The sequence below is a fragment of the Natrinema pallidum genome, from assembly GCF_005890195.1.
Lineage (GTDB): Archaea > Halobacteriota > Halobacteria > Halobacteriales > Natrialbaceae > Natrinema > Natrinema pallidum.
Genome location: NZ_CP040637.1, coordinates 2,403,762 through 2,424,460, shown reverse-complemented (window position 1 = coordinate 2,424,460; position 20,699 = coordinate 2,403,762). Strand labels below are relative to the sequence as shown.

Below are 20,699 nucleotides of genomic sequence, written 5' to 3'. Positions count from 1 at the left end.
TGACATAGTCGTATGTCACTGCTCGTTCCCTTCGACGGGTCGGAACTGGCGACGAAAGCGCTCGAACGGGCGTCGACGTTCGGCGACCTGCTTGACGAGGAGGTCGTCGTTCTGACGGTGATTCCGGACGATGCCGACTACGCGCGGGACCGAGGCTGGATCACGCAGGGTGAGCCGTTCGATACGGAAGCGATCGCCGCGGGGATGCAGCGCCGTGCCGACGAGGTCGCGCCGGCGGCGACGGTCCGGACCGAGCGGGTCAGTTCGGACGAACCGACCGCGACGTCGACGACGAACGTCGTCCGCGAGATACGACGCGTCGCCGCCGATATCGAGGCGTCGGTCGTGTTCATCGGCTCGGAGAACGCGGGCTCGGTCATCGCGCCGCAGTCGAGCGTCGGCGGGCCGGTCGCGAGCGATCACCGTTACGACGTCTACGTCGTTCGCGCACCCGAACACGAGGTCGATCCCGAGGAGATAGCCGACATCGATTCGACGCAGGGCGGCCTCTGATCGACGCGAGGACCGCCCCGGGGCGGCCGGGTGCGACACGTCCACTGCACGGCGATTCGGAGGAACGTTTATTCCCCTGACCATCCACGGTTCGGACGAGACATGGTCGATCGGAACGGGTGGGGTCGAGACGCGTCCACGTCCAGCGGCACCACCCACGCCCCACCCGAGTCGTTCGTCGAGCAGGCGAACGTCTCGGATCCGGGGGTCCACGACGAGTTCGAGACGAACTGGCCGGACTGTTGGGAGCGTGCGGCCGCTCTCCTCTCGTGGGACGAGCCCTACGAGACGGTCCTCGCGGACGGGGACGCCCCATTCTATCGCTGGTTCGCCGACGGACGGCTCAACGCCTCGTACAACTGCCTGGACCGGCACCTCGAGTCGGGGCGAAAGAACCACGCCGCGATCCGCTGGGAGGGCAAACGGGGCGAGCGCCGAACCTACACCTACCGGGACCTTTACGTCGAGGTCAACGAGTTCGCGGCGGCCCTGCGGGACCGCGGCGTCGAGGAAGACGACGTCGTGACGATCTACCTGCCGATGATCCCGGAGTTGCCGATCGCGATGCTCGCCTGCGCCCGGATCGGCGCGCCCCACAGCGTCGTCTTCGCCGGGCTCTCGGCGGACGCGCTCGCGACGCGGATGGACGCCGCCGACAGCGAGTATCTGGTCACCTGCGACGGCTACTACCGACGGGGCGATGCGTTCAACCAGAAGAGCAAGGCGGACAACGCCCGCATCGCCCTCGAGCAGGACGTTCGAACCGTCGTCGTCGATCGGCTCGGCGACGACTTGCCCCACGTTCTCGGCGACGACGAGTGGGACTACCACGATCTCCGTGATGAGTTCGCGGGCGAGACCGTCGCGCCGGTGTCCCGAGGTGCCGAGGACATGCTGTTCCTGATGTACACGTCGGGAACGACCGGTGAGCCGAAAGGCGTCGTCCACTCGACCGGCGGCTACCTCGCCCACGTCGCGTGGACGAGCCACGCCGTTCTCGACGTCAAGCCCGACGATACCTACTGGTGTGCCGCCGACATCGGGTGGATCACCGGCCACTCCTACATCGTCTACGGCCCGCTCGCGCTCGGGACGACGACGGTGATGTACGAGGGGACGCCGGACTATCCCGACCGGGATCGGCTCTGGGAGATCGTCGACCGCAACGCCGTCGACGTCTTCTACACCGCGCCGACGGCGATCCGCGCGTTCATGAAGTGGGGGTCGGACTACCCCGGCGACCACGATCTATCCTCGCTGCGCCTGCTCGGGACCGTCGGCGAACCGATCAGCCCGCGCCCCTGGAACTGGTATCGCGAACATATCGGCGGCGGGGACTGCCCGGTCGTCGACACCTGGTGGCAGACCGAAACCGGCGCGGTGACGATCTCCACGCTCCCCGGCATCGACGCGATGAAACCCGGGTCCGCCGGCCCGCCGCTACCGGGGATCGACGCCCGGGTCGTCGACGAGGCCGGCGACGACGTCGCGCCCGGCGAAACCGGCTACCTCACGATCGGCCGGCCCTGGCCCGGGATGGCCCGGACGCTGTACGACAACGACGAGCGCTTCGTCGCGGAGTACTGGCGGCGGTTTTCCGAGCCCGCATCCGACGACTGGCGCTACTTCAGTGGTGACACGGCCCGCGTCGACGAGGACGGCTACATCACCGTTCTCGGGCGGGTCGACGACGTGATCTCGGTCTCGGGCCATCGGCTGGGAACCGTGGAGATCGAGAGCGCGATCGCCGACGCCGACGGCGTCGCCGAGGCCGCCGTCGTCGGCCGCTCGAGCGAGACCGGCGAGACGGATATCTACGCCTACGTCAGCACGGAGAGCGGGCACGACTCCGGCCGGGAGATTCGACGGGCGATCCGCGACAACGTCGAGTCCGCGATCGGACCGCTCGCCCGGCCCGAAGCGGTAATCTTCACCCCGGAACTCCCCAAGACGCGGTCGGGCAAGATCATGCGCCGCCTGCTCGAGGACGTCGCCAACGGCGAGGAACTGGGTGATACTTCGGCGCTTCGTAATCCCGAAATCGTCGGCGAAATCCAGGCCGAGATCGGCGACGCGGACGATCGCGAGGACGCGGACCGGTAGCGGTTCGCGGATATCACGAATGCGAAACCGGTCGCACACCGGCTGCCGCCGCTCCACCCGTCGCTCTCCCGCGACTGACCGCAATAGACGATACAATTATGTTCGCGTCGCCAGAATAGGCGAATCAGATTCGATGGGCTTCGAGGGGACTGTGGGGGCGGTACTCACCCGGCGGGAGTACGAGTCGCTGCTCGATGCGGCCGAGACCTACCGTGAAGCGCTGGTGATCCGACTCTGCGGTGACGTCGGGCTTCGACCGACCGAACTGACCCGGCTCTCGATCGACGACATCGAGCAGGTACGGATCGACCCGCCGCGATACCTGATCCGCGTGCCGACTGCCGACGATCGGGGAACTCGAACCGCGTACCTCCCGACCCGCGTCGAACGGGAGCTCCGCCGATACGCCCGGAGCAACGATCTCTCGAGCGACGACCGGGTGTTTACCGTTACGCCCCGTCGGCTCCAGATGCTGGTCTCGGACGTCGCCGATCGGGCGAGCGAGCTGTTCGACGAGTCCGCACTCGCCGACGTTTCGACGAGCGATCTCCGCCGGTACTTCGCCCACACCGCGCTGGTCGACCACAACGTCAATCCTCGCGTGGTCAAAACCGCGGGCGGCTGGCGCAGTTTCGAAGCCCTCGAGTCCTATCTGCCCGAGCCGACCGACACCGAGATCGTCGACGCCTTCGACGCCGTCGAGGGGCCGTCCGGCCCTCGCTCCGGCGACCCCCAGTCCGGACCCGCCGTGAGCGACGACAGCGTCGTGCGGCTCCTGTTGGCCGCCAGCGATCGGTACGCGCTCGTCCGTCTCGACGCGGACGGCTACGTCGAGCGCTGGAACCGCAGCGCGGCCGCACTGTTCGGCTACCGGGCCGGCGAGATCGTCGGCACCCACGTCTCCGCGTTCTACACCGACGACGCCGTCGAATCGGGCGCTCCCGAACGCACGCTCTCGACGGCGCTCGACGAATCCGGTTGCGAAACCGAGGGGTGGCGCGTCCACGAGGACGGCTCGCGGTTTCGCGCGACCGAAGTCGTCTCGCCGCTCCGGGACGATCAGGGCCGCCACCGCGGCTTCGCCGTCTTCGTCCGCGACGGGACGGCCGCACACGAGACACTCGAGGCCGCCCGCCAGCGCCGTGACGAACTCGACCGGCTGTACGCCGTCGCCCGGCGACATCGGGACCTGACCGCAGCGTTGCTCGAATCGACGGATCACGAGGGGGTGGAGATGCGGACATGTGACGCGCTCGCCGACGGCCGGGCCTACGAGTTCGCCTGGATCGACCGGGCGACGATCGCGGACCGACGAGGACGACTCGCGTCCAGCGGCATCGATCCCGATGCGATCGAGCGCGTCGTCCCCGATGACTGGCAAGCGGCCGATCCGACCGCGCCACTCGAGCGCTCGGCGTCGGCAGCCGAGGCCGTTCCGGAGGAGGGGACGGTGCTGGTCGCCGACGATGTCACGGCGACGCTCGAGGCAGACAACCAGTTCGAGGGAGCCGTCGCGAGGGTCGCGCTCGAGTACGGTGATACCGTCTACGGAACGCTATCGGTCGCGACCGAGCGCACGGATGCGTTCGCGGACGACGAACGCACGTGGCTGGCGACGATCGGCCGGCAAGTCGGTTACGCGATCGGTGCCATCCGTCGCCGGAACCTGCTGCTGTCCGACCGCCTGCTCGAACTCGAGGTCGCCTGTCGGGACGAGCGCTCCTTTTTCGTCGACACCTCGCGTCGACTCGACTGCCGCTTCGAGCTCGACTCGCTGGTTCCGATCGACGAATCGACCCACCTCTACTACGTTCGACTCGAGGGGGCGTCGCCGGCCGATGTCTTCGATCTCGCCGACACCGCCGCCGGGATCGAGGACTGCCGGCTGATCGAGACCGACGAGGACGGCTGGCGCGTCGAGTTCGTCGTCGAGGGCTCCTGTCCGATCGTCACGCTGACCGAGTACGGTGTGACCGTCCACGAGGCGCTCTTCGAGGGCGGGTCGGCGGCGATCACCGGCGACTGCGCGGCCGACGCCGACCTCAGGACGATCCTCGACGGTCTCCGTTCGGCGTTCCCCGACTCCGAACTGGTCGGGAAACGCGAGACCGAGCGGACCGTCCAGACCGCCCGCGAGTTCCGCGAAGGGCTCGAGGATCGGTTAACCGACCGCCAGGAGGCCGCCCTCCGCGCGGCCTACTTCGGCGGCTACTACGACTGGCCTCGGGAGAGCACGGCCGAGGAAGTCGCCGACGCCATGGGCGTCTCCTCCCCGACGCTGCACAATCACTTGCGGAAAGGCCAACACGAACTGCTCCGAACGTTCCTCGACGATCCTGAGGAGTAGGCGGCCGATCACGTGGGGACTGGGACTAAGTCTCTAGACGGTCCGCCCGATCCGGGCATCTCGTTTGGCACACCAGTCAATTGAAACTCATATGCCGTCGTTCCGCAACGCGTCGCGCCCCGATACCGGGGGGCCGACCGGTCGACGAACCCCCTGTCACGGCCGTCGAGAGTCAATAGAGACGAAGGATCGCCGGGAGTCTCGAGTCGGTTTTGCACAGCTAGAGGCCGGCTTTACTATGTGGGTACCCGATTGAGTGGGTGTACCATGTCACAGGAGGATGCCAACCTCGAGGCACGACTCGCGGAGCAGGCGGCCTTCGAGCCACCCGAGTCGTTCGTCGAGCAGGCAAACGTCACCGATCCGGGGATCTACGACGAGTTCGAGGAGAACTGGCCGGAGTGCTGGGAGCGTGCAGCCGCGTTGCTCTCGTGGGAGGAAGAGTACGATACCGTTCTCGAGGACGGCGACGCACCGTTCTACGAGTGGTTCACCGGCGGCGAACTCAACGCGTCGTACAACTGCCTCGACCGGCACGTCGAGGAGGGTCGCGGCGACAGCGTCGCGCTCGAGTGGGAGGGTGAACTCGGTGAGACGCGTACGTACACCTACGACGAACTCCTGGCCGAGGTCGAGGCTGTCGCCGCGACGCTGCGCGACCTCGGCGTCGAAGAGGACGACGTCGTCACGCTGTACATGCCGATGGTGCCGGAGTTGCCGATCGCCATGCTGGCGTGTGCCCGCATCGGCGCACCCCATAGCGTCGTCTTCGCCGGCTTCTCGGCCGACGCGCTGGCGACCCGAATGAACTCGGCCGACAGCGAGTATCTGGTCACCTGCGACGGCTACTATCGCCGCGGCGATGCCCTCGATCACATCTCGAAGGCCAACGAAGGGCTCGCGGGGGTCGACCACGAAGTCTCCGATGTCGTCGTCGTCGACCGACTGGGCGACGATCTCGAGCACGACCTCGCGGACAACCAGCACGACTACGACGAACTCGTGGCCGACCACGAGGGGTCGACGGTCGAGCCGGTCTCCCGGGACGCCGAGGACATGCTGTTCCTGATGTACACGTCGGGCACGACCGGCAAGCCCAAGGGAGTCAAACACACCACCGGCGGCTACCTCGCCTACAGTGCCTGGACGAGCCACGCCGTCCTCGACATCGAGGCCGACGACACCTACTGGTGCTCGGCTGACATCGGCTGGATCACCGGCCACTCCTACATCGTCTACGGCCCGCTCGCGCTCGGGACGACGAGCGTGATGTACGAGGGCACGCCCGACTACCCCGATAAGGACCGGCTCTGGGAGATCGTCGAAAAGAACGGGGTCGACATCTTCTACACCGCGCCGACAGCGATTCGCGCGTTCATGAAGTGGGGTGAGGAGTACACGCAGAATCACGACCTGTCCTCGCTGCGCTTGCTCGGCACCGTCGGGGAGCCGATCAATCCGCGGGCGTGGAAGTGGTACTACAAACACATCGGTAACGAGGAGTGCCCGATCGTCGACACCTGGTGGCAGACCGAGACCGGGGGCATGATGATCACGACGCTGCCGGGGATCAACACGATGAAACCCGGTTCGGCGGGACCACCCCTTCCGGGGATCGACGCCCGCGTCGTCGACGCACAGGGTGCGGAAGTCGACGCCGGACAGGCCGGCTACGTCACGGTCAACAACCCGTGGCCCGGCATGCTCCGCACGCTGTACGACAACGACGAGCGGTTCATCTCGGAGTACTGGCAGGAGTACTCCGACGAGGAGACCGACGAGTGGGTCTACTTCCCCGAGGACGGCGCAAAGATCGACGACGACGGCTACATCACCATCCTCGGTCGGGTCGACGACGTGATCAACGTCTCCGGCCACCGACTGGGGACGATGGAGATCGAATCGGCCGTCGTCGGCGTCGAGGGGATCGCCGAAGCCGCCGTCGTCGGCGGCGACCACGAGGTCAAAGGTGAGGCGGTCTACGTCTACGTCATCCCCGAAGACGGCTACGAGGACCGTGACGCCGAACTCGAGGAGGAGGCCATGGAGGCCGTCCTCGACTCCATCGGACCGATCGCCAAGCCCGAAGAGATCGTCTTCACGCACGAACTGCCCAAGACGCGGTCGGGCAAGATCATGCGCCGGCTGTTAGAGGACATCGCGAGCGGGAACGAACTCGGGAACACCTCGACGCTGCGCAATCCCGATGTAGTCGACGACATCGCAGCACAGGTCGACACGGACTGAGACCGCCGATCGGAACTGACGTTTTCCGATTCGAACCGACACGCTAACCGAGGGAGATTGACAGACCCATGGCAGATAACAACAATCACGATACGACGGACGATACCCGCGACGTCGCGACCGACGGCGGGATAAGCGACGTTGAGCGCGAACAACAGATCGACTACATGAACGTCGAGATCAACCTACTCAAGCCGGCGACCCCGTTCATGCGGGATCACTTGCGGATCATCTGGATCGGCTTCGGTATCTGGGTTCTGACGACGTTCGCACCGATCACGGCGACACGTCTCGCGCCCGATCTGATGACGCAGTCGATGCCGCTGATTGGGTTCCCGTTACACTACTTCTTGCTTGCCATCGTCGGGCCGGGAGCGGCGCTCGTCCTCTCGGTGTGGTACGCACGGAAGCGCGATCAGATCGACGAGAAGTACGGTATGGAACAGGGCGTTACCGAACCGGAGACGACCGACACCGTCCCGGACGACGCGGCCGCGACTGATGGAGGTGTCGACGAATGATCGACGCTGCCCCACTAACGGCGGCGCTCGCGATCGACGCGGCGGAATTGATGCCGCTACAGGCGGGTTCCGAATTACTCCCGGAGAACCTGCACGTCTCGTTCAAACTCCTCCCGTCGATCATCGTCATCGGCATGATGCTGTTGTTCATCGTGGCCGGCTTCATGTTCAAGGTCGCCGACACGGACGACATGTGGGTGGCGGGCCGGTCGATCGGGAACCTCGAGAACGGAATGGCGATCGGGGCCAACTGGATGTCGGCCGCGACGTACCTCGGTGTGGCAGCGACCGTCGCCATTTCGGGCGTCTACGGCCTGGCGTACGTCATCGGCTGGACGACCGGTTACTTCATCCTGCTTATCTTCATGGCCGCCCAGATGCGCCGGTTCGGGAAGTACACCGCGCCGGACTTCGTCGGCGACCGCTTTAATTCCGATACCGCACGCGCACTCGCGGCGGTGACCACGTTCCTGATCGGGTTCGTCTACGCGCTCGGACAGGCTCGCGGGATGGGGCTCGTCGGGTTGTACATCCTCGGTGACTGGTCGGCGCTCACCGGTGGCTTGTTGACCGCGTACCAAACGATGATGGTGATATTTATGGTCATCACCGTCGGCTACCTCTCGCTGTCGGGGATGCTCGGCGCGACGAAGAACATGGTCCTCCAGTACGTCATCCTCATCGTCGCGTTCCTGCTTGGACTGGTCGTCACGGGCTGGTCCGCGGGGTACACGACCGTGTTGCCCCAACTCGAGTACGGGATGATGATCGACAGCCTCGGGACGCAGTTCTCGGCCCCGTTCGCTGGCGGGAGCTACTACCTGTGGGTCGCGACGTGTTTCAGTCTGGTCTTCGGGACGTGTGGGCTCCCCCACGTGTTGGTCAGGTTCTACACCGTCAAAAACGAACGTGTGGCCCGCTGGTCGTGTACCTGGGGGCTGTTCTTCATCTCGCTGCTGTACCTGAGTGCGCCCGCCTTCGCCGCGATCGGAACCGCGCTGTACGGCGACGAGATCGGTGCCGTGTACGGGGATCCGGGCATGACCAGCGCCGCCGGCGACGTGCTCGTCGTGTTGGCCGCACAGCTCGCTGACTTACCGTCGTGGTTCGTCGGATTCGTCGCGGCCGGCGGTATCGCCGCGGCCGTCGCGACGACGGCTGGGCTGTTCATCGCCGCCTCATCCGCGATCTCCCACGACATCTACGCGAACATCATCAACGAAGACGCGACGCAGCGACAGCAGGTTCTCGTCGGCCGCCTGAGCATCATCCTGATCGGCGCGCTCACGATCGTCTTCGCGCTGAACCCCCAGCAGCCGATCGCAGCCCTAGTCGGGTTCGCCTTCTCGCTTGCGGCCATCGTGCTGTTCCCGATGTTCTTCCTCGGGCTCTGGTGGGAGAACACGAACCGCCCGGGTGCGCTCAGCGGCATGGTGACCGGCCTGGTCGTCTGGTTCGTTCCCATGATCAACGAAGGGAACTTCGGTCTCGTCAACGGTGGCGCAGGGCTCGGTATCGAGGTCATCTCGACGTGGATGCCGGCCATCGGCTCGGCGCTCGTCGGGACGCCGATCGTGTTCGCGGTGACGATCGCCGTCTCGCTCGTGACCACCGAACCGCCGCTGCGGACCAAACGGATGGTCCGACAGTGTCACAGTCCCGATCCGATGCCAAGTGATAAGACTGCGGCGGACATCGTCGCCGAGAAGAACCGAGACGGAAGCGCACCTGCGGACGACTAACCATGTACGAACGCATACTCGTGCCGACGGACGGGAGCAACGTTGCGGAAGCAGCGGTCGAGCAGGCGATCGATATCGCCACGAAGTACGACGCGGAGATTCACGCGCTGTTCGTTGCCGACACCGACGCGATCGCGTACGGACTGGGGGCCGAACAGGTCGACCGAATCCGACAGGGCCAGTTCGAGGGCATGACGGAGCTACGCGAGGACGCCGAGGAGGCGACCGGCTACGTCACGAACGCGGCCGAGGCAGCCGGCCTGACCGCGACCGAGCGTCACGCCGGGGGCCAGCCCCACCGGATGATCGCCGACTACGCCGCGGACAACGATATCGACCTCATCGTGATCGGCAGTCACGGCCGCTCCGGCGTCCGCCGAGCGTTACTCGGGAGCGTCACCGAGCGCGTGCTCCGCTCGACGCACGTTCCCGTCCTGGTCGTCGACTACACGGCCGAGGACTGACGCGGCCACACACGACCGCGACACCATCGACACGATTCGTCACCATGAGCCAATCAGTATCACGGCGTTCGGGAGGGCAGCCGCGATGAGCGTCATCGATCGAGTGCGCGAACACATCGCGGACAACGGGACCGGAATGATCTACGACCTGCTGTTCGCCGTCGTCTGGGTCGCGCTCGTACGATTCCTCTTCGATTTCGTCTTCGTCGACGCTCCGAGATGGGCTTTCTACATGTTCATGCTCGCGGGCATCGTCGCCTACTTCGGCTTCTTCTTCTCGCTCGAGCAGGTCACCCGGCAGTGACGGCGGGACCGGACGTGAACCCGGGTCGACGGAGCCGGCGTCGTTTCTCCCGTCTCAGTCGTCGTCTCGAGCCGCAACCGCCCGCTGGCGGAGACGGAAACACAGGAGGGCTCCGCCGGCGAAAATGAGCGGCGTCGAGAGATCCGACGCGGAGCCGGACAGGGCTGGTCGAACGGTCATGCCGGCCATGACGGCGAACAGAAGCGCCAACAGGCCGGCGATCGGAACGACGAACCCGTCGGTGAACGTCGCCCATCGGTCGTCGTCCCCCTCGTTGGTCATACCGGCGGTTAGTCGGATGCTATCAAATAGCTATGGGTGTCCCAGTGGCGGTTGCGGGGCAGGTGCTCGGTCGGAGCGGCGTAGCACTATTCCGTCCCGTCCCAGTAGTCCGTCTCATCGTCGATGCGATAGTAGCCCTCGAGCGGCCGTTCGTCGCGGCCCCCCGGCGGCGAGCCGACGAAGACGCCGAATTTGTCCGATTCCGGGTAGACCGTCACGTCCGGCTCGTTCATCGTCGATATCGCCAGATACCGGAGCGGTGCCGCGCCGTCGTTGACGACTCTGTGGCCGCCGCGTTCGTCCGCCGGGAGGGTCACGTAGTCGCCGGCCGTCAGCGGCTCGAGGCCGTCCGCCGTTTTCAGTCGGCCGTCGCCCGCCAGCACGTAGAGCGCTTCCTCGTTTGCCGTGTGGTAGTGGGAGGGCCAGGAGCGAGCGCCGGGCGGGAGTTCATAGAGGCTACAGCCGAGGGCCGAAGCGTCGACGGCGTTCGAGAGTTCCGTCCGGCGGAACGCGGTTTCCTCGCGGTCGTACTCATCCCACTCGATGGCGGCCTCGTTGCGTTTCTCCATCCCACGGCTGTCCGTCACCTCGCGTAGTGAACGTTCCGTGACGAGTCCGGTCTCGAGCGACACGTGGGCCGTCCGCGCTGGGGGTCGCACGGAGCGGGCTCGACCGATCGTCGGCAGCGGAAAACGAAACCCCCTAACCTCGCCCGAGAGTGAATACGGGCATGCACGACGACACCGAGGTCGCCGTCCTTCGACTCGGCCACCGCCCCGGCCGGGACGACCGGATGACGACCCACGTCGGACTGACCGCGCGGGCGCTGGGGGCCGACCGCGTGCTCTTTCCCGACAACGCCGGCCAATCGCTCGAGACCGTCGCGGATATCACCGACCGTTTCGGCGGTCCCTTCGAGGCTGAACTCATCGAGGGGCCACAGGGAATCATCCGCAACTGGGAGGGGAGCGTCGTCCACCTCACGATGTACGGCGAGCGCGTCCAGGACATCGAGGACGACATCCGGGCGGCTCACGTCGACGCGGGCGAGCCGCTCTTGCTCGTCGTCGGCTCCGAGAAGGTCCCGTTCGACGTCTACGAGGAAGCCGACTGGAACGTCGGCGTCACGAATCAGCCCCACTCCGAAGTGGCCGGACTGGCAGTCTTCCTCGACCGCCTGTTCGAGGGGCGGGAACTCGAGCAAGAGTGGGAAGACGCCGACCGGCGCGTGATCCCCACGGAAACGGGCAAGCGCGTGGAATCGGCGGATTCGGACGCCGAAGAGTGAGCCAGCCGAGCGCCGACCGCCCGCGAGAGCCGTGACACCGCCTGGCCGCCGCCTCAGCCGCTCGAGTTGAGCAACCGAACCGGTCGGACGAGCCGCCCCCATACCGGTCCCAGCGCTGTCCGGACGGCCGCGAGGATGCCGGTCTCATCCTCGTTCAGGACGTAGCCGTTGCCGACCCGTTTGATCGGGCTCGAGCCGTCGTGGGTCTCGAGGACCCGATCGAAATCGGGCTCCATGAGTCCGGTCCGATCACAGAGTTCCGCCTTCGTGAGCGGCCGGTCGGCCTCGCGCAGTGCCGCGAGCAGCCAGCGACTGTGCAGTGTGACGAGGTGGTACTCGTCGTTCGTCAGGTCGGGCTCGTCGGTCTCTGCTGTGTCGTCGTCCATCCGCCGCGCGGCCAGGCCGTCGAGGCAGATCCAGCAGCCAGCCGCCAGTAGCGCAGGACCGACCCAGCAGTTTCCCGCCCGTAACTGGACGATACCCGCCGCCACGGCGACCATCCCGAAGGCGAGCCAGCACAGCGCCGGATCGACGTCGAATTCGTCGAGCGCGGCCTCGAAAACCGCTCTACCGACCACGATCCCGAGGATCGATCCGATCACGCTCGGCGCTACGCCGAGATCGACGGCCGCTCCGGTGTCGACGGCAGCGACGGCGACATCGACCGAGTCGATGCAGTCACGCAGTCGAGTTACGGACTCGAGAGCCATCTGTCAGAGATATAATAGTCCCGCCCCTAAGTGTATCGCTCGTCACGGACCGGCTCGGCTCCCCGGCTTGCTTCCGACCGGCGGGTGTTAGAGAGCTAATGTTTTAAACGTGGCCGGCGGTACCACAATACATGGACCTGACGGCGATCGACGACGCTGCGCGAACGGGCAACGTCGCGAACCTGTTCGATCGGACGGCAGCCCACCACGGGGACGCACAGGCGATGGAACATCACGGCCGGCGCTGGACCCACGCGGACGTCCGCGACTGGACCGCCGAACTCGCCGGCGGGTTCCACGGGATCGGCCTCGAGCCCGGCGATCGTGCCCTGCTCTTCTTGCCGAACTGTCCGCAGTACCTGATCGCCTCGATCGGCGCGTTCAAAGCCGGCGTCGAAATCTCGCCGGTCAATCCCCAGTACAAGCGCCGCGAAGTGGCTTATCAGTTGGCGGATACGGACGCGAGCGCGGTCATCACCCACCCCGCACTCCGGGATGTCGTGGCCCAGGCGACCGCGGACGCCGACATGGAGCCTGCGGTGATCACCATCCGGAGCGAGGACTGGGAGCGGGATCCGGACGATCACGCGTTCGAGGAGCTGCGTGGCGAGCCGACGCTGGTCGAGCGGGCCGACGACGACGTGGCGCTGTTACCGTACACCTCGGGGACGACCGGCGATCCGAAGGGGGTCAAGCTCACCCACGAAAATACCCGCGCACAGCTGATGTGGCCGCTGACCGCCTCGAACGTCGATGTCGAGCCAGCGGACGTCCGCAGCCTGACCTGGCTCCCCCTCTACCACATCACCGGCTTCACCCACACCGCCCTCCAGCCGCTGGTCGGCGGCGGGCGGCTCTATTTCCGGAGCGCACTCGAGTGGGACGCCCGGGAGTGTCTGCAACTCATCGAGGACGAGGGGATCACTCACTTCGTCGGCGTCACGACGATGTACGCGGATATGGTCGAACTCGACGACTTCGGCGAGTACGATCTCACCAGCCTCGAGTCGGCCTCCGAGGGCGGTGCGAAGCTTTCGACGGCAGTTCAGGAGCGATTCGAGGAGACCGCGGGCGTCGATATCGCCGAGGGATACGGTCTCACCGAGACCCACGGCGCGACCCACACGCAGTCGGGGTCGACCTTTGGGCTGAAACACGGGACGATCGGCCAACCGCTCCGGATGACCGACTGCAAGATCGTCGACGACTCGGGTGCGGACGTCGGCTCCGGCGAGGAGGGCGAACTCCTCGTCCGCGGCCCGCAGGTCATGGCGGGCTATCTCGAACTGCCCGAGGCGACCGCGGCCGCCTTCACCGAGAATGGATTCCTTCGCACGGGCGATATCGCCCGTCGCGACAGGAACAACTACTACGAGATCGTCGACCGGAAGAAACACATGATCAACACCGCCGGCTACAACGTCTATCCCAGCGAACTCGAGGAGCTCATCCTGGAACACGAGGCCGTCGCGGACGTCGCCGTCGTCGGGATTCCGGACGAGCGGCGCAACGAGGTGCCGAAGGCGTTCGTGGTTACGTCCGAGGGCGTTACTCCCGGCAGCGACGTCACCGCCGAGGAGATCACGGAGTTCTGTCTGGCGGCGGTGGCCAGCTACAAACATCCCCGCGAGGTCGAGTTCGTCGCGGAACTGCCCCGGACGACGAGCGGCAAGATTCAGAAGTACAAACTTGAGGAGCGAGCGGAGTAGGACACCGGTTGTCTCGAGGTTCTACGCCGTTCTGTAGTGCCGGACGCCGTTCGCCGTCTCGAACGTGACCGCCCCCCGCCGCTTGAGAGTCCCCAGCGCCCCGAGCGTATCGAGTACCGGCGCATGATAGCGGACGGTCCCGACGCGTTCCTCGGCGATCGCACATGGCGTCGCCGGCTCGATCGCCTCGAGCGCCGTCCGCGTCTCCGCGAGCAACGTGTCCAACCGGTCCCGCGTCGTCTCGACGACTCGCTGGGGGTCCTCGAAGACGGGGCCGTGGCCGGGGAAGACGTGTGTCGCGGACGTTCCCTGTAGTCGGTCCATGGCCTCGTAGTAGGCGTCGACGGCCTCGTAGGCACCGCGGTCGAAGCCGACGTGGAAGGCCCCAGCGCGAAACGGCTCGATGAGCGCGTCGCCGGCGAAAAGCACGTCAGTCCCCGAGACGGTCGTCTCGAAGCACAGGTGATCGATTTCGTGGCCCGGCGTTTCGAAGACCCGGAACTCGCGACCGCCGACGATGAACGGTTCGGTCGGATCGATCGGCCGGGCGCGCTCGCCGTCGACCAGTCGGCGGTCCCGGCGACGCGAGTCGAGTTCCTCCTCGAGTACCGTCTCGAGGTCGTCGTCGTACCCTGCCGATCGTGCCGTCTCCCGGAGGCCGTCGCGGACGCTGTCCAGATCGGTCTCGAGCCGGGCGAGCCCCGCTTTCGGTGCGTGAACCGTCGCGCCGGCCGCCCGGAGCGTGGGGAGTTGGCCGATGTGGTCGCTGTGGATGTGGGTCACGAGAACGTGGTCGATGTCGGCCGGGACGGCGTCGACTGCGGCGAGTCCCTCGCGCAGCTCCGTCTCGCCGACGCGGTCCGAGCCGCCGGTCTCGTCGGGCGCGCCCGCGTCGATCAGGATCGGTTCGGGTCCCTCGAGCAGGTAGGCGGCGACGTGTTTGGGCGGCCAGGGAACGTCGAACTCGAGGCGATAGATCCGCGAGCAGGCGGTCTCCAGACGAGCGCCACCGCAGGAAGCATCGGGAGTCATTGTCTCGAAAACGCCGAGCCAGCATCATAAGCATCGCGCTCGAACGCGCCGGCGGTCGTGTCGGTCAGCCCCTTCCCGACCTGGCGAGAGGGCCTTCCGGACTGCTTTTGCCGCCTTCCGCCGACGGGTATGGCTTTCGGCAGCGGTGGCTGCCGTCGGTTCTATGCAGGCGACCGATACGCGTGTCACGGGGGCGGGTCCACTTGGCAAGCTTTAATGGCTCCATGCCGTTACATTCGGGTAATGGCTTTTGAGGACCTGCTCGAGGACCCGGTGATCCAGAAATATTTGCACGAGCTGGTCGGTCCCAAGGGGATGCCCGTCGCGGCGGCCCCCCCTGACGGCGAGGTGACCGACGAGGAGCTCGCGGAGGAACTCGACCTCGAGTTGAACGACGTGCGGCGCGCGCTGTTCATTCTCTATGAGAACGATCTCGCCACGTATCGGCGACTGCGCGACGAGGACTCGGGGTGGCTAACCTATCTCTGGACCTTCGAGTACGACAACATCCCTGAGAACTTGGAAGAGGAGATGTATCGGCTCCACGAGGCCCTCGACGAGCGCCGGGAGTACGAGCGCAACCACGAGTTCTACCTCTGTGAGATCTGCTCTATCCGGTTCGAGTTCGGCGAGGCGATGGACTTCAACTTCGAGTGTCCCGAATGTGGCTCGCCGCTGGAATCGATGGATAACAACCGCCTGGTCGACGCGATGGACGACCGCCTCGACGCCCTCGAGGACGAACTCAACATCGACGCGGACGCCTAATGGTCGTACTTGCAACGAAACTCTACGTCGAAGGCGAGGCCCGCGAGCGATCGCTGGACTCGCTGCGCTCGCTGGTGACCAACGAGATCGGCGAACTCGACGCGGAGTTCGAGATCGGGATTCGTCACGACGACTTCCCGTCGGTAACGATCGAAGGCGACGACGCCACCGTCGCGCGTAACGTCCTCCGCGAGGAGTTCGGCGAGATCGTCCCCGATCTGCAGGCCGGCGACACCTACGTCGGCACCCTCGAGTCCTGGGACGAAGACGGGTTCGTTCTCGACGCCGGACAGGGTGACGGCGTCCGGATCCCGACCGACGAACTCGGGCTCGGCCCGGGGTCGGCGACGCAGATCCGCGAGCGCTACGGACTGGTCCAGCACCTGCCCCTGGAGTTCGTCTACGGCGGTGACGACGGCGAGGAGCCGTCGCGACTCGCCGAGGCAGAGCAGGATCGTCTCTACGAGTGGACCCGCGGCGACGGTCGGCTCAACGTCAACAGCGCGACGCGGGCGGAAGTCCGCGCCACGCTCAACCGTGCGGGGCACGCACAGGACTACGTCACCGTCGAGCGACTCGGGCTGCTCGAGCAGAGCGTCATCTGTACCGAAAACACCGATCCGCCCGGACTGCTCGCGAGCGTGGGCGAGTATCTCCCGGCCGAACTCCGCTGTGTCGTTCCCTAGTATGAATCGACGGCTCGTTCTCGCGGCACTCGCGATCGCGCTGCTCGCGACGCTTGCGGGCTGTTCGGCGCTTTCCGGCGACATTTCGGACGAACAGCTCGATCGGGACGGGAACTACAGCGAGTTGCGTGACAGCGAGGCGGATGTCGCGATCGATCTCGAGGACGGCAATCTGATCAGCGACGGCGAATTCCGGGCGGTCTACGATCTCAACGGGTCCGAAGAACTGTCGCTGTACCGGTCTACGCTCTTCCGCGAGGAACCTTTGGAGATCAACAGCGTCCGCTACTGGTATCCCAACGGGACCGAGCTCACGGGCTCGGAACTCGATGTCGAACAGGGTCGGTCGGAGACGACCGTCCAGGTACCCGACGAGAACGGGACGCTCGCGTTCTCCGGCGACGCCGGCCGGAAGACGTTCCAGTTGCCGGCCTACGTCGAGGGGTCGTACGAAGTGACGGTTCCGGAGGGGCATCGGACGTCGAACTTCCTGTTCGGTGATGTCTCGCCCAACGAGTACGAACGGGAGGTCGTCGACGGCCGCGAGCGCCTTTCCTGGGACGACCTCGACAGCACGATCTCGCTCCGGTACTACCTCGCGCGGGACGTACCCCTGTTCCTCGGCCTCATCGGCGTCGTCGTCCTGCTCGGCGGCGTTGGCATCGGCTACTACTACCGCCAAGTCAAGCGACTCCAAAAGGAGCGCGAGGAGTTCGGTCTCGATATCGACACCGACGATGACTCGGACGGCGGCCCACCCGGACTCCTGTGAAGCCCGCGGGGACGAGCGGATCGAGACGCTGCGGGTCTCAGTGTGACGGATCGCATCGATTTCCGCCCGCCCCCGAGAGACCACTCTCGTTTTGCCCGTCGAACCCGGGCGATCGCTCGTCGGTTCCGGTCCTCGGCCCGGCACCCGGACGTTACCCGTGAATCGCCTGCTCGTCGAGCCAGATGACTTCGCGTTCGTCGATCTCGAGCCGTCCCCTGACGTGGCGCGTCCGTATCCGTGGGGGCTCGAGCGAGTCGGTGTGGATATCCGTGGTCACGTCGACGCCATCGACGAGCCAGCCGTAGTTGCGGCCGTCGCCGTCGGTGGTCGAAAAGACGAGCAGTTTCGGATGGGCGACGCGAGCCGTCGTTTCGAACGACGACCCGAACACCCGCGGTAGATCGACGACTCTGATCCGTTCGCCGGCGACGTGGACGGTCCCCGCGTTCCACGGATCGTCGGCGTTGACGAGGGAATCGTCCTCCGTGATGCCGAGCACGGAGGTGATCGATGCAGCCGCGACGCAGTACAGTGTGTCCTCGAGGGCGAACGTCAGGACTGTGACGCGCTCGTCGCGTTCGGTCCGTTCGGTCGAAACCGGATCCATCTTTCTACAAGCAGGGAATCCCGCCCTTTAGGGCGGGAGGGAATGCGACACGGTGCTGACCAACGGCTACTCGGTGGCCGGGCCGGAATCCAACTCCCGTTGTGCGTGGAGTAGCATACCCTTCCACGTCAGCCCGTGGCGCTTCTTCGTCTCTTTCAGCGACTCGTACTGTTCTTCGTCTACCTCGAAGTTGATGTGTGGCATAAGTCATTCTCGCACTCCGGCACACTTAACTTTGTCTACGCTCTATCTACGGGTGTGTCCGAGACGGTGACGAAGACGCTACAGGCCACGCTCGTCACACCCACCACGGGCAAAGAGCAACGCCTACAGCGACTCTTAGACACTTACCGCGAAGCGCTCCACGACGCCTTCGACAACAAGGCTGACACAATGTCAGCCGTCAACGACATTGTGACGCCCTACGACCTGCCGTACCAAGCAAAAGACGCGCTCAAATCCTACGTCCCGAAACTCCGTTCGACGTACAACGCCGAGGAGTTGGACGACGAGCATCCGCTTCGACTCGTCAATCGGGCCGCGAAGTTCGACTACTCCGACGAGCGCGAACACGGCTTCGTGTGGCAGGCCCCGCAACCCGGACGCGGGACGAACTTCTGGATTCCACTCCGTATCAACCCGGAGCAAGAATCCCTATGGTTCGACCTGCTCTCCGAAGATGCGACGGTGGGCGAGTTGCGGCTACAGCGACACCGCATGTCGTGGGAGTTGCACGTCACCGCCGAGTACCCGGTCGAAGAACCGACCGATTCGGACGACCCGACGTACATCGGTTTCGACGTAGGCGAGAGCGCGTTGATTACGGGCTGTGCCCTCAAACGCGACGTGCCACGGAAGCCGATGCTCGTCAGCGGCAGTCGAGCGCGACACCTTCGCAAAGAAATGTTCACCACGCTCCGGCGGCTACAGTCGAGAGACGCCGCCGAGTGGCGCGTGGACGAACGATTCGATCACTACCAAAACTCCCTGACGGATGTTGTCGAGAAGGCGTCTCGGCAGGCCGTCGAATACGCCCAACAGTTCGAGAATCCCGTTATCGTCCTCGAAGACTTGTCGTACATCCGAGAGCGGTTGGACTGCGGGAAGTTCATGAACCGGCGGCTTCACGCGTGGGCGTTCGCCCGGCTACAGGGTCGAATCGAGGACAAAGCGACCGAGGCAGGCATTCGCGTCGAGTACATCAACGCGGCGTACACTTCACAAACCTGCTACGCCTGCAACCGGCTCGGTCGGCGGAAAGAGCAAGCGGAGTTCGTGTGTCCGCACGACGACTGCCACGTTTCTGAGTTCCAAGCAGATATTAACGCGGCGGCGAACATCGCCGGTCGCGCTAACCCGTGGGGAGAGAGCGTTCCTTGGGAACCGGAACGCGATGACTCACCTCGGGATAGGAGCGCCTGTGACAGCGCCACAGTCCACCGGGAGACGAGCGAGAAATCCTCGCAGATGACGCTCTCGGCGTACTCGGACTGAAACCTGCCAAGCTGGATTCCCACCGTGTGGGAAGCCCCGCCGTTCACGGCGGGGAGGATGTCACTTCGCCTAACGGATGGGTGGACGGGAAATAAGCGTTCTGATAGGCAATATGTTCGCGCGGGATACACTTGAGAGCCCCGAGTGAGCGATCGCGCCGACCGGCGACGTCGTTCCCGTCGAGCGACGAAACGCGTGCGATCGGGTTCGGTCCGCGACCGAAGCTATCAACGAACGGAACAATCACGGTGGAGTCAACGTTTTATTGGTGGAACCTGATACACGAACAGGACCATGGCCCCGGACCTCTCGGAAAAACTTCTCGGACTCGATATCGACGACGCCGATCGGAGCGGCGATGCAGCCACCGGCGACGGCGAGGAGGAACTCCATCTCCAGTTTCTCTTCGTCGGCCTCGGCGAACACCGGCTCGCGCTGCCGGTCGGCGCGGTCAGGACCATCACCGAACCGCCGACGGAACTCACTCGAGTCCCGCGGTCACCCCCGGCTATCGAGGGACTGATGGACCTCCGCGGGGAGGTCACCGCGGTTATCGACCCCTCGGTTCACTTTCCCGTCACCGAATCCCGGTTGGGGCGTGAGCGACTCCTCGTGCTCGACCGGGCGAGCGACCAGCAATCGGTTGCGATCCGGGTCGACGACGTTATGGGCGTCGAGTCGGTCCCCGAAAGCAACATCTTCGACGAGGACACCATCGAGAACAGCGATCTCTCCGGCGATGTCCTCGAGCATCCCCTGATCGCCGCGCTCGTTACACAGGAACGGGAACTACACACCGATGCCGACGATGGCGCAACGGACGACGCCACCGACACGACGGCCGGACCCGCACTCGGCGGCCCTGCGGGGACGGGCGGATCGACGGCGCTGTCGTCGGCACGCGGGATGAGCGGTGGCATCGAGGAGTCGATGGGGGAGGCCTTCGAGGTCGAACCGACCGACGACGCGGCCGCCGAACCGGCCCAAGAGGAAGACGACGATTCGACGCGGGAAGTCGTCGTCGAGGCGACTGCACTGATCGATGTCAACAAACTGTTACTAGTGTCCGGGCAGTCGCAATAATTGCCGCAACCTGCGGATCGGGATCCC

Annotated in this window: 21 protein-coding genes; 15 read left to right on the top strand and 6 right to left on the bottom strand. The window is 65.5% G+C overall.

Features of this window, described 5'->3' with window-relative positions:
• The first annotated feature begins 12 nt into the window (after positions 1–12).
• The 8 genes from FGF80_RS12035 (at position 13) to FGF80_RS12000 (ending at position 10,241) form a co-directional block, all read left to right on the top strand.
• Entirely contained in the window at positions 13–513 is a 501-nt protein-coding gene (locus tag FGF80_RS12035) for a universal stress protein (protein WP_138654238.1), read from the top strand.
• A gap of 102 nt (positions 514–615) precedes the next feature.
• Positions 616–2,616, top strand: coding sequence for an acetate--CoA ligase (acs, locus tag FGF80_RS12030; protein ID WP_006186541.1), 2,001 nt, complete (start codon positions 616–618; stop codon positions 2,614–2,616).
• A 133-nt stretch (positions 2,617–2,749) separates the two neighbouring features.
• Complete coding sequence (locus tag FGF80_RS12025) at positions 2,750–4,963, top strand: bacterio-opsin activator domain-containing protein (RefSeq protein WP_138654236.1); 2,214 nt, start codon at positions 2,750–2,752, stop codon at positions 4,961–4,963.
• A gap of 267 nt (positions 4,964–5,230) precedes the next feature.
• Entirely contained in the window at positions 5,231–7,210 is a 1,980-nt protein-coding gene (acs, locus tag FGF80_RS12020; protein WP_138654234.1) for an acetate--CoA ligase, read from the top strand.
• A gap of 68 nt (positions 7,211–7,278) precedes the next feature.
• Positions 7,279–7,731, top strand: coding sequence for a DUF4212 domain-containing protein (locus tag FGF80_RS12015; RefSeq protein WP_138654232.1), 453 nt, complete (start codon positions 7,279–7,281; stop codon positions 7,729–7,731).
• Positions 7,728–9,473: a sodium:solute symporter family transporter gene (locus FGF80_RS12010; RefSeq protein ID WP_138654230.1), complete on the top strand. Its 1,746-nt coding sequence runs from the start codon at positions 7,728–7,730 to the stop codon at positions 9,471–9,473. The genes FGF80_RS12015 and FGF80_RS12010 overlap by 4 nt, the downstream gene beginning before the upstream one ends.
• 2 nt (positions 9,474–9,475) lie before the next feature.
• A complete protein-coding gene (locus tag FGF80_RS12005) occupies positions 9,476–9,937 on the top strand; it encodes a universal stress protein (protein ID WP_006186546.1) in 462 nt (153 codons plus the stop codon).
• An 85-nt stretch (positions 9,938–10,022) separates the two neighbouring features.
• Positions 10,023–10,241 carry a hypothetical protein gene (locus tag FGF80_RS12000; RefSeq protein WP_006186547.1) on the top strand — a complete coding sequence of 73 codons (219 nt, stop codon included), beginning with the start codon at positions 10,023–10,025 and terminating at the stop codon, positions 10,239–10,241.
• Positions 10,242–10,295: 54 nt separating this feature from the next.
• Here FGF80_RS12000 and FGF80_RS11995 read toward each other — a convergent pair whose 3' ends face one another.
• Together FGF80_RS11995 and FGF80_RS11990 are read right to left on the bottom strand one after the other, a co-directional pair.
• Positions 10,296–10,523, bottom strand: coding sequence for a hypothetical protein (locus FGF80_RS11995; protein WP_138654228.1), 228 nt, complete (start codon positions 10,521–10,523; stop codon positions 10,296–10,298).
• 86 nt (positions 10,524–10,609) lie between these two features.
• Positions 10,610–11,092, bottom strand: a complete 483-nt coding sequence (locus FGF80_RS11990; protein ID WP_049908181.1) for a cupin domain-containing protein — start codon at positions 11,090–11,092, stop codon at positions 10,610–10,612.
• A gap of 161 nt (positions 11,093–11,253) precedes the next feature.
• Here FGF80_RS11990 and FGF80_RS11985 point away from each other — a divergent pair, with 161 nt between their 5' ends.
• Positions 11,254–11,811, top strand: a complete 558-nt coding sequence (locus FGF80_RS11985; protein WP_138654226.1) for a tRNA (cytidine(56)-2'-O)-methyltransferase — start codon at positions 11,254–11,256, stop codon at positions 11,809–11,811.
• 53 nt (positions 11,812–11,864) lie between these two features.
• Here FGF80_RS11985 and FGF80_RS11980 read toward each other — a convergent pair whose 3' ends face one another.
• A complete protein-coding gene (locus FGF80_RS11980) occupies positions 11,865–12,521 on the bottom strand; it encodes a hypothetical protein (RefSeq protein ID WP_138654224.1) in 657 nt (218 codons plus the stop codon).
• 131 nt (positions 12,522–12,652) lie between these two features.
• On the opposite strand from FGF80_RS11980, the gene FGF80_RS11975 reads away from it, so the two are divergent.
• Positions 12,653–14,230, top strand: coding sequence for a class I adenylate-forming enzyme family protein (locus FGF80_RS11975; RefSeq protein WP_006186552.1), 1,578 nt, complete (start codon positions 12,653–12,655; stop codon positions 14,228–14,230).
• 21 nt (positions 14,231–14,251) lie between these two features.
• Here the strand turns inward: FGF80_RS11975 and FGF80_RS11970 are convergent, their stop codons facing one another.
• Positions 14,252–15,262 (bottom strand): MBL fold metallo-hydrolase, encoded by a 1,011-nt coding sequence (locus FGF80_RS11970; protein ID WP_138654222.1) that lies wholly within the window; start codon positions 15,260–15,262, stop codon positions 14,252–14,254.
• A 243-nt stretch (positions 15,263–15,505) separates the two neighbouring features.
• Here FGF80_RS11970 and tfe point away from each other — a divergent pair, with 243 nt between their 5' ends.
• From tfe to FGF80_RS11955, 3 genes are read left to right on the top strand one after another with little or no spacing between them, the layout of a single operon-like run.
• The gene (tfe, locus tag FGF80_RS11965) at positions 15,506–16,030 is read left to right on the top strand and encodes a transcription factor E (RefSeq protein ID WP_006186554.1); all 525 of its coding nucleotides are present in this window, start codon (positions 15,506–15,508) and stop codon (positions 16,028–16,030) included.
• Positions 16,030–16,716 carry a DUF2110 family protein gene (locus FGF80_RS11960; RefSeq protein WP_006186555.1) on the top strand — a complete coding sequence of 229 codons (687 nt, stop codon included), beginning with the start codon at positions 16,030–16,032 and terminating at the stop codon, positions 16,714–16,716. The genes tfe and FGF80_RS11960 overlap by 1 nt, the downstream gene beginning before the upstream one ends.
• Before the next feature lies 1 nt (position 16,717).
• Complete coding sequence (locus FGF80_RS11955; protein ID WP_138654220.1) at positions 16,718–17,488, top strand: DUF5803 family protein; 771 nt, start codon at positions 16,718–16,720, stop codon at positions 17,486–17,488.
• 151 nt (positions 17,489–17,639) lie between these two features.
• Here the strand turns inward: FGF80_RS11955 and FGF80_RS11950 are convergent, their stop codons facing one another.
• Together FGF80_RS11950 and FGF80_RS19220 are read right to left on the bottom strand one after the other, a co-directional pair.
• The gene (locus FGF80_RS11950; protein WP_138654218.1) at positions 17,640–18,095 is read right to left on the bottom strand and encodes a chemotaxis protein CheW; all 456 of its coding nucleotides are present in this window, start codon (positions 18,093–18,095) and stop codon (positions 17,640–17,642) included.
• A gap of 66 nt (positions 18,096–18,161) precedes the next feature.
• A complete protein-coding gene (locus FGF80_RS19220; protein ID WP_006182022.1) occupies positions 18,162–18,299 on the bottom strand; it encodes a hypothetical protein in 138 nt (45 codons plus the stop codon).
• A gap of 54 nt (positions 18,300–18,353) precedes the next feature.
• Between FGF80_RS19220 and FGF80_RS11945 the strand changes: the two genes are divergently transcribed.
• Both FGF80_RS11945 and FGF80_RS11940 read left to right on the top strand, forming a co-directional pair.
• The gene (locus FGF80_RS11945; RefSeq protein ID WP_138654216.1) at positions 18,354–19,589 is read left to right on the top strand and encodes an RNA-guided endonuclease TnpB family protein; all 1,236 of its coding nucleotides are present in this window, start codon (positions 18,354–18,356) and stop codon (positions 19,587–19,589) included.
• A 294-nt stretch (positions 19,590–19,883) separates the two neighbouring features.
• Positions 19,884–20,672: a chemotaxis protein CheW gene (locus tag FGF80_RS11940; RefSeq protein WP_138654214.1), complete on the top strand. Its 789-nt coding sequence runs from the start codon at positions 19,884–19,886 to the stop codon at positions 20,670–20,672.
• Positions 20,673–20,699: the final 27 nt, after the last annotated feature.

Bases quoted from the DNA above. Each gene is read 5' to 3' on its own strand.
- FGF80_RS12035 (WP_138654238.1), top strand. From the start codon at position 13: ATGTCACTGCTCGTTCCCTTCGACGGGTCGGAACTGGCGACGAAAGCG.
- acs (WP_006186541.1), top strand. From the start codon at position 616: ATGGTCGATCGGAACGGGTGGGGTCGAGACGCGTCCACGTCCAGCGGC.
- FGF80_RS12025 (WP_138654236.1), top strand. From the start codon at position 2,750: ATGGGCTTCGAGGGGACTGTGGGGGCGGTACTCACCCGGCGGGAGTAC.
- acs (WP_138654234.1), top strand. From the start codon at position 5,231: ATGTCACAGGAGGATGCCAACCTCGAGGCACGACTCGCGGAGCAGGCG.
- FGF80_RS12015 (WP_138654232.1), top strand. From the start codon at position 7,279: ATGGCAGATAACAACAATCACGATACGACGGACGATACCCGCGACGTC.
- FGF80_RS12010 (WP_138654230.1), top strand. From the start codon at position 7,728: ATGATCGACGCTGCCCCACTAACGGCGGCGCTCGCGATCGACGCGGCG.
- FGF80_RS12005 (WP_006186546.1), top strand. From the start codon at position 9,476: ATGTACGAACGCATACTCGTGCCGACGGACGGGAGCAACGTTGCGGAA.
- FGF80_RS12000 (WP_006186547.1), top strand. From the start codon at position 10,023: ATGAGCGTCATCGATCGAGTGCGCGAACACATCGCGGACAACGGGACC.
- FGF80_RS11995 (WP_138654228.1), bottom strand. From the start codon at position 10,523: ATGACCAACGAGGGGGACGACGACCGATGGGCGACGTTCACCGACGGG.
- FGF80_RS11990 (WP_049908181.1), bottom strand. From the start codon at position 11,092: ATGGAGAAACGCAACGAGGCCGCCATCGAGTGGGATGAGTACGACCGC.
- FGF80_RS11985 (WP_138654226.1), top strand. From the start codon at position 11,254: ATGCACGACGACACCGAGGTCGCCGTCCTTCGACTCGGCCACCGCCCC.
- FGF80_RS11980 (WP_138654224.1), bottom strand. From the start codon at position 12,521: ATGGCTCTCGAGTCCGTAACTCGACTGCGTGACTGCATCGACTCGGTC.
- FGF80_RS11975 (WP_006186552.1), top strand. From the start codon at position 12,653: ATGGACCTGACGGCGATCGACGACGCTGCGCGAACGGGCAACGTCGCG.
- FGF80_RS11970 (WP_138654222.1), bottom strand. From the start codon at position 15,262: ATGACTCCCGATGCTTCCTGCGGTGGCGCTCGTCTGGAGACCGCCTGC.
- tfe (WP_006186554.1), top strand. From the start codon at position 15,506: ATGGCTTTTGAGGACCTGCTCGAGGACCCGGTGATCCAGAAATATTTG.
- FGF80_RS11960 (WP_006186555.1), top strand. From the start codon at position 16,030: ATGGTCGTACTTGCAACGAAACTCTACGTCGAAGGCGAGGCCCGCGAG.
- FGF80_RS11955 (WP_138654220.1), top strand. From the start codon at position 16,718: ATGAATCGACGGCTCGTTCTCGCGGCACTCGCGATCGCGCTGCTCGCG.
- FGF80_RS11950 (WP_138654218.1), bottom strand. From the start codon at position 18,095: ATGGATCCGGTTTCGACCGAACGGACCGAACGCGACGAGCGCGTCACA.
- FGF80_RS19220 (WP_006182022.1), bottom strand. From the start codon at position 18,299: ATGCCACACATCAACTTCGAGGTAGACGAAGAACAGTACGAGTCGCTG.
- FGF80_RS11940 (WP_138654214.1), top strand. From the start codon at position 19,884: ATGGCCCCGGACCTCTCGGAAAAACTTCTCGGACTCGATATCGACGAC.